The organism is Streptomyces ureilyticus, from assembly GCF_011045025.1.
GTDB classification, from domain to species: domain Bacteria; phylum Actinomycetota; class Actinomycetes; order Streptomycetales; family Streptomycetaceae; genus Streptomyces; species Streptomyces ureilyticus.
Genome location: NZ_JAAKZX010000067.1, coordinates 1 through 14,312 on the forward strand (window position 1 = coordinate 1; position 14,312 = coordinate 14,312).

General features: G+C 70.1%; 11 protein-coding genes and 1 pseudogene. 5 read left to right on the plus strand and 7 right to left on the minus strand.

The window, feature by feature from the left end; translation table 11 throughout:
• A partial coding sequence (locus tag G6048_RS21555; RefSeq protein WP_165341217.1) for a PucR family transcriptional regulator occupies positions 1-1,466 on the plus strand: 1,466 nt, incomplete at its 5' end.
• Positions 1,467-1,542: 76 nt separating this feature from the next.
• On the opposite strand, the gene G6048_RS21560 is transcribed toward G6048_RS21555, so the two are convergent.
• The 7 genes and pseudogenes from G6048_RS21560 to G6048_RS21590 form a co-directional block, all read right to left on the minus strand.
• Positions 1,543-3,039 carry an FG-GAP repeat domain-containing protein gene (locus G6048_RS21560; protein ID WP_165341218.1) on the minus strand — a complete coding sequence of 499 codons (1,497 nt, stop codon included), beginning with the start codon at positions 3,037-3,039 and terminating at the stop codon, positions 1,543-1,545.
• Positions 3,040-3,235: 196 nt separating this feature from the next.
• On the minus strand, positions 3,236-4,069 hold the full coding sequence (locus tag G6048_RS21565; RefSeq protein ID WP_165341219.1) for an endonuclease I family protein: 834 nt from the start codon (positions 4,067-4,069) through the stop codon (positions 3,236-3,238).
• A 217-nt stretch (positions 4,070-4,286) separates the two neighbouring features.
• Positions 4,287-5,207, minus strand: a complete 921-nt coding sequence (locus G6048_RS21570) for a LysR family transcriptional regulator (RefSeq protein ID WP_165341245.1) — start codon at positions 5,205-5,207, stop codon at positions 4,287-4,289.
• Positions 5,208-5,385: 178 nt separating this feature from the next.
• Entirely contained in the window at positions 5,386-5,928 is a 543-nt protein-coding gene (locus G6048_RS21575) for a hypothetical protein (RefSeq protein WP_165341220.1), read from the minus strand.
• 51 nt (positions 5,929-5,979) lie between these two features.
• Positions 5,980-6,750: an MBL fold metallo-hydrolase gene (locus G6048_RS21580; RefSeq protein ID WP_165341221.1), complete on the minus strand. Its 771-nt coding sequence runs from the start codon at positions 6,748-6,750 to the stop codon at positions 5,980-5,982.
• 115 nt (positions 6,751-6,865) lie between these two features.
• Positions 6,866-7,474, minus strand: coding sequence for a hypothetical protein (locus tag G6048_RS21585; protein WP_165341222.1), 609 nt, complete (start codon positions 7,472-7,474; stop codon positions 6,866-6,868).
• A 104-nt stretch (positions 7,475-7,578) separates the two neighbouring features.
• Positions 7,579-7,923 (minus strand): annotated as a pseudogene (locus G6048_RS21590) (Scr1 family TA system antitoxin-like transcriptional regulator); the annotation flags it as partial.
• Between the two features lie 338 nt (positions 7,924-8,261).
• Between G6048_RS21590 and G6048_RS21595 the strand changes: the two are divergent.
• The 4 genes from G6048_RS21595 (at position 8,262) to G6048_RS21610 (ending at position 14,271) form a co-directional block, all read left to right on the plus strand.
• Entirely contained in the window at positions 8,262-8,786 is a 525-nt protein-coding gene (locus G6048_RS21595) for an AAA family ATPase (RefSeq protein ID WP_165341223.1), read from the plus strand.
• 79 nt (positions 8,787-8,865) lie between these two features.
• A complete protein-coding gene (locus tag G6048_RS21600; RefSeq protein ID WP_165341224.1) occupies positions 8,866-9,894 on the plus strand; it encodes an esterase-like activity of phytase family protein in 1,029 nt (342 codons plus the stop codon).
• Positions 9,895-10,019: 125 nt separating this feature from the next.
• Positions 10,020-13,778, plus strand: a complete 3,759-nt coding sequence (locus G6048_RS21605; RefSeq protein WP_165341225.1) for an ABC transporter ATP-binding protein — start codon at positions 10,020-10,022, stop codon at positions 13,776-13,778.
• A 100-nt stretch (positions 13,779-13,878) separates the two neighbouring features.
• Entirely contained in the window at positions 13,879-14,271 is a 393-nt protein-coding gene (locus G6048_RS21610; RefSeq protein WP_165341226.1) for a hypothetical protein, read from the plus strand.
• The last annotated feature ends 41 nt before the right edge of the window (positions 14,272-14,312 follow it).

Consider the following 14,312-nt stretch of genomic DNA (forward strand, 5'->3'; position numbering starts at 1 on the left):
CTCCCACCCCACCGGTCCCACTGGCGGCGCTCCTGGCCCGTGAGGACCTCGCCCTCCGCCAGATCGCCGGGCCGACCGATCCGGACCTCGTCGTCCACTGGGCGCACACCTCGGAGATGGCGGACCCGTACCCGTACCTGCTGGGCGGCGAGCTGCTGCTGACGGCCGGGGTGCACATCCCGGAGGCGGCGGGCTCGGGTACCTACTTCGACGACTACGTGTCCCGGATCGTCGCGGCGGGCGGCGCGGCCCTCGGCTTCGGGGTGGCGCCGGTGCACGACACGGTGCCGCGGGCGCTGGTCGCGGCCTGCGAGGCGTACGAGCTGCCGCTGGTCGAGGTCCCGCCGCAAACCACCTTCTCGGGCGTGGCCCGGGCGGTCTGGCAGCTCATGGCCCAGGCGCGCCACGCGGAGCTGCGCCGGGTGACCGAGGCCCAGCAGAGCCTGGCCGCGGCGGCCTCCCGGCAGGATCCGGTGCCGTCGGTCCTGCGGCAACTGGCTCGGCGGGTGGGCGGCCGGGCGGTGCTGTACGGGACCGACGGGGCGGAAGTCGCGGTTGCGGGGCGGGAGTTGGCGCCGGGAGTGAGTGGCGCGTTGGTGGAGCTGGCGGCGATCGTGCGGCCGGTCGAGGGCCCCGGTGTCACGCCCACGCCCGCCCCTTCCTCCGCCACCGACACCGTGGACGGCACCCATCTCGCCGCGTACGCCCTCGGTACGGAGCAGAGGTTCGTGCTCGGAGTGGCGGCGCCCCGGCGTGAACCCGGCGACCACACCATCGCCTCCGTCGCCGCCGTACTCCTGTCCCTCCTCACCGGCGAGCACCAGAGCGGCACCGGGGCGGCCCACTCCTCGGCTCTCGTACGACTGCTGCTGGGCGCCGCGCCCGAGGACGTGGCACCTCTCCTGGGCGGGAAGCGGTGGGTCGTGGTGCACGCGTGTCCGGACGGCCCCGCTGCTCCGGACGCCGTCGCCGCGTCCGCGCTGGGGGCGGCGCTCGGCTCGGCGCTCGTGGACGTGGACGGGGAGGTCGTACGTGTCCTCGTGCCCGCCGATCGTGAGCCGGCCCCGCAGTCCGGCTGGACGTGCGGGGTGAGCTCGGCCGTCGGCCCGCGGGAATGGGCGACCGGCGATATGCAGGCCGCCCGCGCGCTGGCTCGCGCGCGGGCCACCCGTACGCCCCTGGTCCGCCACAGCGAACGCCCCAGCCTGGCCGGTCTGATTCCGCCGGCCGAGGCCGAGGCTCACGCCCGTACGCTCCTCGCCCCGATCGCCACGAACCCGGCCCTCCCCGAGACCCTCCGCACCTGGCTTTCCCTGCACGGCAGTTGGGACCGCACGGCGGTCGCCCTGTCCGTGCACCGGAACACGGTGCGGCAGCGGGTCGCGCGGTGTTCCGCCCTGCTGGACATGGACCTCGACGATCCGGACGTACGGATGGAGCTGTGGTTCGCGCTCAGGCACGAGTGACCCGGGAGCGGCGCGGACGCCTGTCCCGGGTCACTCGTGGGCCTCTCGCTTGCTCAGTTCCCGCTTGCTCAGTCGCTCAGCGCAGGTCCGAGCCGAACAGGGCGTTCGTGGTCGGCGCCGACAGCGTGCCGGGGCCGAAGGCGAAGGCCGACGTGGTGGTGAGGCCGTTCGTGTTGCCGCGCAGGAGCCAGACCGCTCCGGCGGCGGCGTTCTCAGCCGTCGAGGCGACGGCGAGGTCGCGGTGGCCGTTGCCGTCCACGTCCACGAGTGCGGTGGCCGCGCCGAACGCGTCGTCCGTCTCGGCTACTCCCGGCACACCCTCGGTGTTCTGGTTGAAGACCTGGGTGCCGGTGCCCGTGACGCCGGAGGCGCTGCCGGGGACCAGGGCGAACGAACCGGCGTCGGTGAGGCCGCCGAAGTCCTCGCCGGCGATGCCGAGCGCGATGTCCGCGAAACCGTCGCCCGTGACGTCGGCGACCGAGACCGCGGAGCCGACGCGGTCACCCTCCTCCTGGGCGCCGTAGAAGCCGGGCAGGCTCTGGTCGAAGGACTTGGTGTCGGCCAGTCCGGAGGCCGAGCCGTAGGCGACGCGGACCTGTTCGGACCAGTCGTCGGCGCCGACCACCACGTCGTCGAAGCCGTCGCCGTTCACGTCACCCACGCCGGTGCCCGGCTGGTCGCCGCCCGCGGTCTCTCCGGGTGCCCGCTCGGTGGTGAAGCCGGAACTGCCGCCGTACAGCAGCCGATTGCCCCAGGTGCCGTCGCCGGTGTAGTTCCACTGGACGATGTCGTCCTTGCCGTCGCCGTTCACGTCGCCGACCTGGCCGGAGACGACAGGCCCGGTGATCGAGTCGGGGCCGTCCTCGCAGCCGCCGTTGGTGACGCAGGAGGCGTCGTCCGCCTCGTATCCCCACCATTCGGACTTGTCGAGGATGTTCTGGGTGGCGGCGGGCGTTCCGGCGCGGGAGATCGGGCCCTTCCACAAGGTGGCCGGGGCGCCCACGGGGTCGTCGCCGCCGACGTTCTGCTTGGAGAACAGGGCCAGGTCCGTCGTGCCGTCCCCGTCGAAGTCACCGGCCTGCGGGGCGGCCCCGTACCCGGCGATGTTCGTGCCGCCGGTCAGGCCCGAGGGGGAGCCCCACAGGATGACGGAGCCCGCGGTGCCGCCCGCGATCACGAGGTCGCCGTAGCCGTCGCCGTCCAGGTCGCCCTTGGCGAACGTGGACCCGAAGCGCTGGTCGGCGGTGGCCGAGCCGGGGACGCCGCTGGTGGAGCGGCTGACGAGCTTCTTGTTGGCGGCGGAGAGGCCGCTGGGCGAGCCGTAGGTGACGGCCACGTAGCCGGCCTTGGCCTTGCCGGACACCGTGGCGCCCGGGGCGCCGGTGACCAGGTCGGCGTGGCCGTCTCCGTTTAAGTCGTCCTGTACGTCCACGTCCGCCGCTGCGGCGGCGGGCGCGGCTTGGGCGGAGGCCCCGGTGAGGGCCAGGGTGCCGACCCCTCCGGCGAGCAGCGCCGCGGCGGCCACGGGAGCGGTCAGCCGGGCGGTGGGGGTTCTGCGTCGTGCTCGGGACATGCATGAGCCTTTCGAGTCGGTCCGTTCAGCGCGTTGGACGCGCATTCATGGACTGGGACCCGGATGACGATTCACCGGTTGCACGGCCGTACGACATTTTTTGTTCACCCACGGACCTTGGCTTGAACTGAACACCCCGTTGAACACGGGGAGTTCAGGCCTCTGTGCGGTGGGCTACCGGACGGCTGCTGGTCCGCTACCAGATCGCCTCCACCCACTCCGGGTGGTCGATGAACGGGTTGCGGTTGTGCTGGTACGTGTCGTAGATGATCTCGTTGCGGTTCTCCTCGAAGGCGCTCGGCGGGTCCTCGTCGTTCCACTGCTTCAGCACCGAGAGGCGGCCGTGGTACGGGGAAGTGCCGTTGGTGACCGAGTCGTTGGGCTCCAGGTCCGCCCAGCTGTCGTCGCCCTCGTAACGGACGGCCATGTAGAGGATCATGCGGGCCACGTCGCCCTTGACGGAGTCGCGGGGCTCGAAGGAGTTCGAGTCGGTGAAGTTGCCGGACGCGCCGCTGACCGCGCTGCCGCCGTTGTCGAAGTCCTTGTTGCCGCGGATGCTGTTGATCCGCACGTCCTCGGGCCGCAGGTGGTGCAGGTCGGTGCCGGGACCCGTCGACGTGCCGAAGTCGCCATGGGACTTCGCCCAGACGTGCTCACGGTTCCAGTCGCCGGTGTCGCCGCCGTTGAGGGACTTGCTGCGGGAGGTGCCGCTGTAGAGCAGGATCACGTTGTTGCTGTTGTTCGGGTCCTGGTCCGTGGCCTTGAGGGCGTTCCAGACCGCGGAGTACGAGACCTTGGTCTGGTCGCTGATGATCGTGTGCAGCGAGTCCTTCAGGGCCGGGCCCGTCTTGCCGATCGCGTCCTGGTAGTACGTGTCGTCGTACGCGTCGGTGGTGGCCACGGCGGGGCTCGCGGCGGCGGTCGGCAGGGTGACGCCGATGAGTACGGCGGCGGCGGTCAGCGCGAGCGGCTTCCAGGCGCGTATTCGTGTGCCTGTCTGCCGGCTGGTGCCTGTCTGCGTAACGGACATGGGGGGTGCCCTTTCCCGGGGACGGCACGCGTGGAACGCGATGGTCCGGCTCAAGGTGCCTGTGCTCTACGCGTGTTGACCACTTGGTCAATCGCGAGAGTGGCACGGGGGAGGGGTCCGCCGTGTAACCGGGAAGGGGCGGTTGTGTGACGTTCCCGTAGAGCCGCGTGGTGCGCGGGCTTTGCGCGGGTTTTCCCCAACTGGCTGAGGGTTTGCTCTAGTTGACGGCCGTCGGGTCCGGGCGGTACGGGGATGCCGCGCAGCTGCGGGTGACGATGTCGGCGAAGGCGCGGGCGAGGGGCGGGAGGGCGTCCCAGCGGCGTACGGCCCAGCCGACCGACAGCGGCGGCAGCGCCGGAATGGGGACGAGCCGCAGGGGGCCGTCCTCGGGCGTCGGCAGGCCCGGTACGGCGGGTACGACGGCGTGACCCAGACCGAGTTCGGCGAGCAGCAGGGCCGTGTCCCAGTCGGCGACGCTCGTGTCCGAGCCGACCCGGATGCCCAACTCGGTGAAGGCCGCGTCCAGGTGGGCGCCGGAGGTGGAGTTCGGCGGCAGCCGGACGAGGCGGATGTCCGACAGGTCGGGGGCGTCGATGCGTGCCCGGGTTGCGAGCGGGTCGTCGGCCTGGACGGCGAGCACCCAGGGCAGGTCGACTACGGGGCGCTGCTCGATGCCACGCACCGGGTCGCCGACGGTGATCCAGGCCAGATCGAGGTTGCTGGCCAGGAGGGCGTCGAAGCAGCTGCGGCTGGAAGTCTCGGTCTGGAACTCCAGGCTCGCTCTGGGATAACGCCTGCGGAAGGAGACGATCGCCTCGGCCATGAAGTGCCGTACGGTCGTGCCGCCGGTGGTGATCCGGACCGAACCGCTGTCACCGTTCACCAGCTCGCCGAGGCGGCGCAGCGCGAGATCGAGCCCCGCGATCCCGTCGGCGGCGGCATCACACAGGATTCGCCCGGCCGCCGTGGGAACGACCCCGCGCGGCTGACGCTCCAGCAGGCTCAGACCGGTCTCCCGCTCCAGCCGCTTCACGTGCTGGCTGACAGCCGACTGAGTGCAGGTCAGATCCCGGGCCACCGCACTGAGGCTTCCCGCCCGGCACACGGCCACGAACACACGCAGGTCGTCCAACGTCACGGGCACCCAAGCTACACCTTGGGGTATGCGAGAAAACCCCAGGATTGACTGGGGTGCTCGACCCCCGCGAAGATCGTCACAGGGCCCAGGCGGCAACCCGTCCGGTGCCTTCGCCCGGCTCCGGACCAGGCGATGGCGTCGTACGGGTGCCGACCGCCCAACCTGCGTGCGAGCTGCCCTACTTCGCCGGGAAGAGCCGTAGCTTCGCGGTGTCGCCCGCGATGGCGAGAACCTCGATCGACAGCTCGTTGACGGTGGAGGGTCCGCCCTGGTCGGGGTGCTGCCCGAGCAGGTTGGAGGCGAATCCGGTGGCGTTGACCGATCTCAGGTCCACGCCCTCGGCGCCGACGGCGGTCACCGTGAACGGTCCCGCCCGAAGGCTCTCGGCGCGCGGGAGCTCGGTCCCCTTCTTCACGACGACTGTGCAGCTTCCGTCCGTACACGCCCGCAACTCGGCCGGTGTCGACGGCTTCATCGGCTTCACCGGGGGCGGCGACGGCGACGCGGAGGGCTTCGTGGGCCAGGGCGCGGCGGTCGACGGTTCGGTCGAAGGCGACGATTCGGCTGACGCGGGCGCCCCCTTGTCGTCACCCGAGTCGGAGCCGCAGCCGGTCAGCGCGACGGAGAGGACCAGGAGGGCGCAGACGGTGCCCGCCGCACCGCGCACCGTGGACAGCCTGGCCGTACGGCGACGGGCCAATGTTTCCGATGTGGTGGTCATGGGCCCGTTCTATAGGCGGGTGCCCGGGAGGGGTCCCCGCGTTCCCGTCACCTAGCCGACCGAGAAGGTGGTACCGGGTGCGGCATAGTCAACGGAACCGTCGAACCGGGCCGAGGCGCGTGCCACCGCCTGCTCCGGGGTGAGGAATCGGCCGACGTGGGTGACGATCAACCGGCCTGCTCGGGCTGCGACGGCCGTGTCGCCGGTGTCTTCGGGCGTGTGGTGCACCTGTTCGCCCTCGGTCGGCGCCTGGGCGCTCTCGGCTTCGCACAGCAACACGTCGCATCCCTCGGCCAGTTCCGTGAGGTTCGTGCACGGTGCTGTGTCGCCGGAGTAGACCAGCGACCCGCCGGCCGCCTCGATGCGCACGGCGAACGCCGGGACGCCGTGCGCCACCGCCCGGCTGGTCAGCCGCAGCGAGCCGATGGTCGCCTGATGCCCGTCGTGCAACTCGGTGACGGCGAAGGCTGATTCGATCGGACTGCGGGCCGGTGTGTTGGTGAGGAACCCGGCCAGCCGGTCGGCGATTCCCGGCGGGCCATAGAGGGGAATCGGCGCAGCCAGGCGGATGTCCGCGTACAGGGCGCCGTAGTACGCGGTGAGCAGGTCCGCGCTGTGATCGGCGTGCAGGTGGGAGATCCAGATCGCGTCGAGCTCGTCCAGCCGCACGTGCCGCTGGAGCGGGCCGAGCGTCCCGCTTCCCGCATCCACCCAGATCCGGGTGTCGCCGCTCGACACCAGATAGCCCGAGCACGGGTTGTCCACGCTCGGGTACGGCGTCGCGCACCCCAGGACCGTAAGGCGAAGAAGCTCATCACTCATCGCGGGATCTTAGAACGTACGATCCCCAGGTTCTGACAATTTCTCATTCAGGGTGTGGGACGGGCGATCCACAACCACAAGGACCTCGTCCTACAACCGGCTGACCGTAGGGCTGTTACTGAACGGGAGGCCAGGGGGAGAGCAGATCACGCAGCAGCTCGGTGAAGGCGCTGTCCAAGGTGTCCTCCCAGCGCTGGTCGCCGACTGCTTCGGGGCAGAGAGCTGCGGGGCGGGCGATCCAGAGGATCTTCCACGTCCTGGACTTCAGCGCGAGGTCGCCCCAGACCCCGCCACGCGGGACGAGCGGGTAGAGCAGATCGCCGATCCGTTCCGTCGCGACGTCTATCAGCGGGCCCTCGATCGCCGTGTGCGCCGCTACGAGCGCCATGGGGGAGGAGCGGGCGATCGCGGCAGTGGTCGGATGGCGGCGGACGACACGCGCCACGTGGGTCAGGTGGTCGATGATTCCCGGAGTGGTGCCGTCGCTGGGGCAGGTGCGTTGTGCCTCGTCAAAAGCGTGCGCGAGTTCGGCTTTGAGCGCGAGATGGTGCAGTTCGGAGGCGGATTTCCAGTTGGCGTAGAGGAAGTTGCGCGACGTGCCACAGCTGCGGGCGATGGCGGTCAGGGGTACGTCCAGGCCGTCTGTGCGCATCAGCGTTCGTGCGGTGGTGATCACGTGTCCCGTGTTGTACGGGTTGCGCTCGGATCTGGATTGCGGGCTCATGGCCCCTATGGTGCGAAAAGCGTGAACACACGGGGGCGTGATGCCCTTTGTGTACTCAAACGAGCGGTGTTTGAACACGGCGGGGAGAAGTGCTCACACTTTTGCTAGGGGTACTGGTCCGCCGGCCCCCTCAGGATGGGAACTAGATCGTAGACGGCCTGGAGCCGATGGACCACGGCCGGCGAATCGTGGACTCTGCCGACGGACATGGCCTCGCTGTACGCGGCCGGGGGCTGGTCCTCGAACCACCACAGCGACAGCATGCTCTGCATCAGCGGATGAACGCCCAGGCCGAACGGCAGAACGTGAGCACGTACCCGCTCGCTCTCCACGAGGTGGACGAGGTGCATGATCTGCTCAGCCATGACGTCCTGGCCGCCGACCGGGCGACGTAGCACTGCCTCGTCCAGCAGCGTCCACACCACGGGCGTCACCGGATCGTCGAGGACAATCGTGCCGTCCCGCTGCGGCAGAAAGCTGCTCAGTCCGGACCGCCTCTCCATCGCCACAGCCCGCGCACCTTACGGGAGTTTCGGCCTACAGGCGTTTCGGCGTGCACTCCGCCGGGAGGTCCCCCAACTCCCTTTTCGGGAACGCCCGTACAACCTCCAGCCACTCCGGTGAGTCGAGAGACCAGTGCGCCGAGGCGCGCTCGTACGTACTCAAGAGGACGGAAACACTCGATGACTCACCGGATATCCCGGCCTGCCCGCGGGCTCTGCGAGGGCCTCGACGCCGGGATCCCGGCGCGGCCCACCGTGACCGCGACGTCGGCGGTGGCGGCGTCGTGATCATCTGGCTGAACGGTGCCTTCGGGGTCGGCAAGACCACGACCGCGAGAGAACTCACCACCATCTTCCCGGACTCCAGACTCTTCGACGCCGAGCAGGTCGGGTACATGCTCTGGCACGTCCTTGGAAAGCCGCGGGAGTTCCAGGACCTTCCGCCGTGGCGCGGGCTGGTGGTGGAGACCGCGCGTCAGGTGCTCGACTATGTGGGCGGCACGCTGGTCGTCACGCAGACCGTGCTGGAGAAGCCGTACTGGCGGGAGATCCGTACCGGGCTGACCCAAGCGGGCATTCCCTTACGGCACTTCGTCCTCCACACCGACCACAACACCTTGGTCGAGCGCATCCAGAACGACACCGACCCGGAGGGCGCCGACGCCCGCGGGTGGCGGCTGGACCATCTCGAGGACTATGACCAGGCACTCCTCTGGCTACGCGAGGAAGCGGAGCTGATCGACACCACCCGTATCCCGCCGCCCATCGTCGCGAAGCTCGTCATGGGAATGGCCCAGGAGCATCCCTAAGCCCGTCCACCGGAAACTCCGCCCCGGAATTAACGGCCCGTACGCTCTCCCTCCACCACCCCCGCCCTACGGTGATCCCATGCGTTTGAGATCCGTACTCGCGACCCTTACCGCCGGCCTTACCGCGGCCACCTGCCTCACCGCCGCCGGACCGGCCGCAGCCGCCGGAGCCCCACCGCGGAACGCCTGCTCCCCCTCCGTTTCCATCGACGGCTTCTCCGACGCCCTCGACAAGACGACGTACGAGGGCACCTTCGTCGGTAACTTCTCCGCGCTCGCCGTCGACCGGGACGGCAAGCTCGCCGCCCTCTCCGACCGGTCCTCCCTCTTCACCCTGGACCGGAAGACGCTCCAGCCCCGTTCCGTCGTCGCGCTCGCGGACGAGAACAAGGCCGCGCTCGACTCCGAGGGGCTGGTCATCGAACGGGACGGTACGCGGCTCGTGTCGTCCGAGGGGGAGCCGGCGGTTCGGCGTTACGGGAGGGACGGGGCGCTCCTGGGCCGGCTCCCTGTGCCGGACGACCTGCGCGTCGCCCCCGCCGGGCGAGCCGCCACCAACCAGACCTTCGAGGCCCTGACGTTCCGCAACGGCGGCCGCACCCTGCTGGCCGGCATGGAGGGCTCCCTGTCCGGTGACACGGCCGGCATCGTCCGCTTCCAGACCTGGCACCGCCACGGCTCGCAGGACTTCCGTCTCGCGGCCCAGTACGGCTACCGCGCGGACACCGGCCTCGGCGTCGTCGAGACCACCGCGACCCCGGACGGCCGTCTCCTCGTCCTGGAACGCGGCTTCACCTCGGGTGTCGGCAACACGGTCCGCCTCTACGCCGCCGACCTCCGCCGCGCCACTGACACCAGCGGCATCGAGAACCTGACCGGCCAGGACGGCGTCCGCCTGATCAAGAAGACCCTCCTCGCCGATCTCGTGAACTGCCCCACCCTCGGCGCCACCGCCAAGCAGCCCCAGCCCAACCCCCTCCTCGACAACATCGAGGCCATGACCGTCACCGGCCACCGCCACGGCCGCCTCAAGGTCCTCCTGGCCAGCGACGACAACCAGAACGCGGCGCAGATCACCCGCTTCTACTCCTTGCGCGTACGCCTCTGACACCTCTGACCATTTCGCCTCCGACTGTTGCGGAGGGATGAAATCCGGTTCCGATCGCGTTGGTGCCTTCCGGCGGACAAGGATCTGAAGATCTGGATCCAACCGATCTACGGGAGGCACCGGCGTTGGCAGCGCAACAGGGGGAGTCGAGCGGCTGGGCACGGCGGCTCGCCGGATACGCGTGGCGGTATCCGAAGGACGTCGTGCTCGCGCTCGGCTCCTCGCTCGCCGGTATGGCGGTCATGGCGCTGGTCCCGCTCGTCACCAAGGTGATCATCGATGACGTCATCGGGGACAAGACCCGGGACATGGCCCCGTGGGCGGGCGCCCTCATCGGGGCGGCCCTCCTCGTGTACGTCTTCACGTACATCCGGCGCTACTACGGCGGCCGGCTCGCCCTCGACGTCCAGCACGACCTGCGGACCGAGATGTACAAGGCGATCACCCGGCTCGACGGGCGGCGCCAGGACGAGCTGTCGACCGGGCAGGTCGTGGGCCGGGCGACCAGTGACCTCCAGCTGATCCAGAGCCTGCTGTTCATGCTCCCGATGACGATCGGGAACGTACTGCTCTTCCTGATCTCCCTCGGGATCATGGCCTCGCTGTCCCTGCCGCTCACCCTCGTCGCGCTGGCCGTCGCCCCCGCCCTGTGGTTCATCGCCAAGCACAGCAGCAGCCGGCTGCACCCGGCCACCTGGTACGCGCAGGGTCAGGCCGCCGCCGTCGCGGGAGTCGTCGACGGCGCCGTGAGCGGCGTACGCGTGGTGAAGGGGTTCGGGCAGGAGGACCAGGAGACCGGGAAGCTGCGAGAGGTCGGGCGGCGGCTCTTCGCGGGGCGGCTGCGGACCATCAAGCTGAACGCCCGGTACACCCCGGCACTGCAGGCCGTGCCCGCGCTCGGTCAGGTCGCGATGCTCGCGCTGGGCGGTTGGCTCGCCGTACGCGGGCACATCACCCTCGGTACGTTCGTCGCCTTCTCGACGTACCTCGCCCAGCTCGTCGGGCCCGTGCGCATGCTCGCCATGGTGCTCACCGTCGGGCAGCAGGCCCGGGCCGGTGCCGAGCGGGTCCTTGAGCTGATCGACACCGAGCCGTCCATCGAGGACGGCACGAAGCCGTTGCCGGCCGACGCGCCCGCGACCGTCGAGTTCGACGATGTGAGCTTCGGATACGCCGACGCCTCGCAGCCCGTTCTCGACGGGCTCAGCTTCGAGGTCCGGCCGGGCGAAACCCTCGCCGTCGTCGGCTCCTCCGGCTCCGGCAAGTCCACCGTCTCCCTCCTCCTCCCGCGCTTCTACGACGTCACACGCGGCGCCGTCCTCGTCGGCGGCCACGATGTGCGCGAGCTGAGCCTCGAATCGCTGCGTGCCGCGATCGGGCTCGTCCCCGAGGACTCCTTCCTCTTCTCGGACACGGTGCGCGCCAACATCGCGTACGGCCGCCCCGACGCCACCCAGGAGGAGATCGTCACCGCGGCACGGGCCGCGCAGGCGGACCGGTTCATCGCCGAACTGCCCGACGGGTACGACACCAAGGTCGGCGAACAGGGACTGACTCTCTCCGGCGGGCAGCGCCAGCGCGTCGCGCTCGCCCGCGCGATCCTCACCGACCCGCGCCTGCTGGTCCTCGACGACGCGACCTCGGCCGTGGACGCCCGCGTGGAGCACGAGATCCACGAGGCGCTGAAGCACGTCATGGAGGGCCGTACGACCCTCCTCATCGCCCACCGCCGCTCCACGCTCAACCTCGCCGACCGCATCGCCGTCCTCGACGGCGGACGACTCGCCGACATCGGTACGCACGACGAACTTCAGCAGCGCTCACCCCTGTACCGGCGGCTGCTCACCGACCCGGACGAGCTGGGCGGCGTCTCGCCAGGGCACACCCAGCCCGCCTGCCCGGTCGAGGACACGTCCATGGGGGTCCCCCCGCCCGAGTTCATTCGAGGGTGGGGGAGGGACGAACTGGACGCCGAGTTCGACGCCGAGCGTGGGATCACCCCCAAGCTGTGGACCGGCGACCGTGAGCCCCGGGACGCCGCCATGGACGGCATGCCCGCGACACCCGAACTCCTCGCCCAGGTCGAGGCCTTGCCCCCGGCGGACGACAAGCCCGGCATCGACGAGGCGCGGGCGGTCACCCCGGAGGAGTCGTACGGGCTCCGCAGACTGTTGCGGGGCTTCGGGCTCCCCCTTCTCGTCAGCCTCGGCCTCGTCGCCGTCGACGCGGGCATGGGCCTGCTGCTGCCGATCATGATCAGGAACGGAATCGACGACGGTGTCAGCAAGGTCGCCGAGGGCGCGGTGTGGACGGCGTCCCTGCTGGCCCTGCTCACCGTGGTCGTCCAGTGGGTGGCACAGACCGGTGAGATCCGTATGACGGGACGTACGGGCGAGAGGGTCCTGTACGCGCTCCGGCTGAAGATCTTCGCGCAGCTCCAGCGGCTCGGACTCGACTACTACGAGCGGGAGTTGACGGGCCGGATCATGACCCGGATGACGACCGACGTGGACGCCCTGTCGACGTTCCTGCAGACGGGACTCGTCACCGCCTTCGTCTCGGTCGTCACCTTCTTCGGCATCATGGTCGCGCTGCTCGTGATCGACGTGGAGCTCGCGCTGGTCGTCTTCGCGACGCTGCCGCCGCTGATCATCGGCACGGTCTTCTTCCGCCGGTCGAGTGTGAAGGCGTACGAACTCGCCCGTGAGCGCGTGTCCGTGGTGAACGCCGACCTTCAGGAGTCGGTGGCCGGGCTGCGGATCGTCCAGGCGTTCCGGCGTGAGCGCGGCGGCCGGGAGCGGTTCGCGGCAGGCAGCGACAGCTACCGCAAGGCGCGGATCCGGGGGCAGTGGCTGATCTCGGTGTACTTCCCCTTCGTGCAGTTCCTGTCGTCGGTCGCGGCGGCCGCGGTGATCATCGTGGGCGCGGGGCGGATCGACGCGGGGACGCTCAGCACCGGTGCGCTGGTCGCGTATCTGCTGTACATCGACCTGTTCTTCGCGCCCGTGCAGCAGCTCTCGCAGGTCTTCGACGGCTATCAGCAGGCGAGCGTCTCGCTGGGCCGCGTCCAGGAACTCCTCCAGGAGCCGACCTCCACCAAGGCTGCCGACAAGGCGCTCGACGTCCCGTCACTGCGTGGGGAGATCGCCTTCGAGGACGTCGACTTCGCGTACAAGGACGACGAAGAGGCCCTGAGCGGCGTGCAGTTGCACATCCCCGCCGGACAGACCGTGGCCTTCGTCGGCGAGACGGGTGCGGGCAAGTCGACGCTGGTCAAGCTGGTCGCCCGGTTCTACGACCCGACGGGCGGACGGGTCACCGTCGACGGCACGGACCTGCGTGCGCTGGACCTCACCTCCTACCGGCACCGTCTCGGCGTCGTCCCCCAGGAGGCGTACCTCTTCCAGGGCACGGTCCGCGACGCCATCGCCTACGGCCGCCCCGACGCCACCGACGCCGAGGTGGAGGCCGCCGCCCGCGCGGTCGGCGCACACGACATGATCGCCACGCTCGACGGCGGCTACCTCCACGAGGTCGCCGAACGCGGCCGCAACCTCTCCGCCGGGCAACGCCAGTTGATCGCCCTCGCCCGCGCCGAACTCGTCGACCCCGACATCCTCCTGCTCGACGAGGCCACCGCCGCCCTCGACCTGGCCACCGAGGCCCAGGTCAACCAGGCCACCGACCGCATCGCCGGCCGCCGCACCACACTCGTGGTCGCCCACCGCCTGACGACAGCGGCCCGCGCGGACCGCGTCGTGGTCATGGACCACGGCCGGGTCGCGGAGGACGGCACCCACGAGGAACTGCTCGAACGCGGCGGGCGGTACGCCGAGTTGTGGCAGATGTTCCTCGGGGAGCCCGTCACGGCCCCGCTGTCGTAGTGCCGTAGCGTTTCTCCCGGCTTTCTCCCACCACGCAACCAGACGGCCTTCGTCATGCGTCCGTAGACGGAGTACGCCGATTGCTGCGGGAGGAACAACAGTGGACAAGAGCGCGATACGCCGCCATATGGCGCTCGCTGTGGCTGTACTGACCGCTTCCGGACTTCTGTCGCTCGCGGGCCCCGGCACGGCCACCGCCGAGGCGGCAGCCCTCTGCTCCGGCCGCAAGGTCCGCACGCTGCCCTTCTCCACCGGATCCGTCCAGATCTACAAGAAGCGCGGATACGTCTGCGCGCTGACCCTCCCCAAGAAGGAGGGCACCCGCACCTACATGTCCGTAAGCGTCCGGGCCTGGCGCGCCCGCCCGGCCGTCAACAAGGGCCTGTTTCGGCACCATGCGGGCCCGGTGACGGCACATGTCGGCCACCGCCGCGTACTGGTGAAGGGAATGGTCGGTTCGGCGTCGGTGAGCTCGGGCTGGATCCGCCTGTAAACCGCGACCCAGCTCAGAACTGTCCGTAATGCACCCAACAT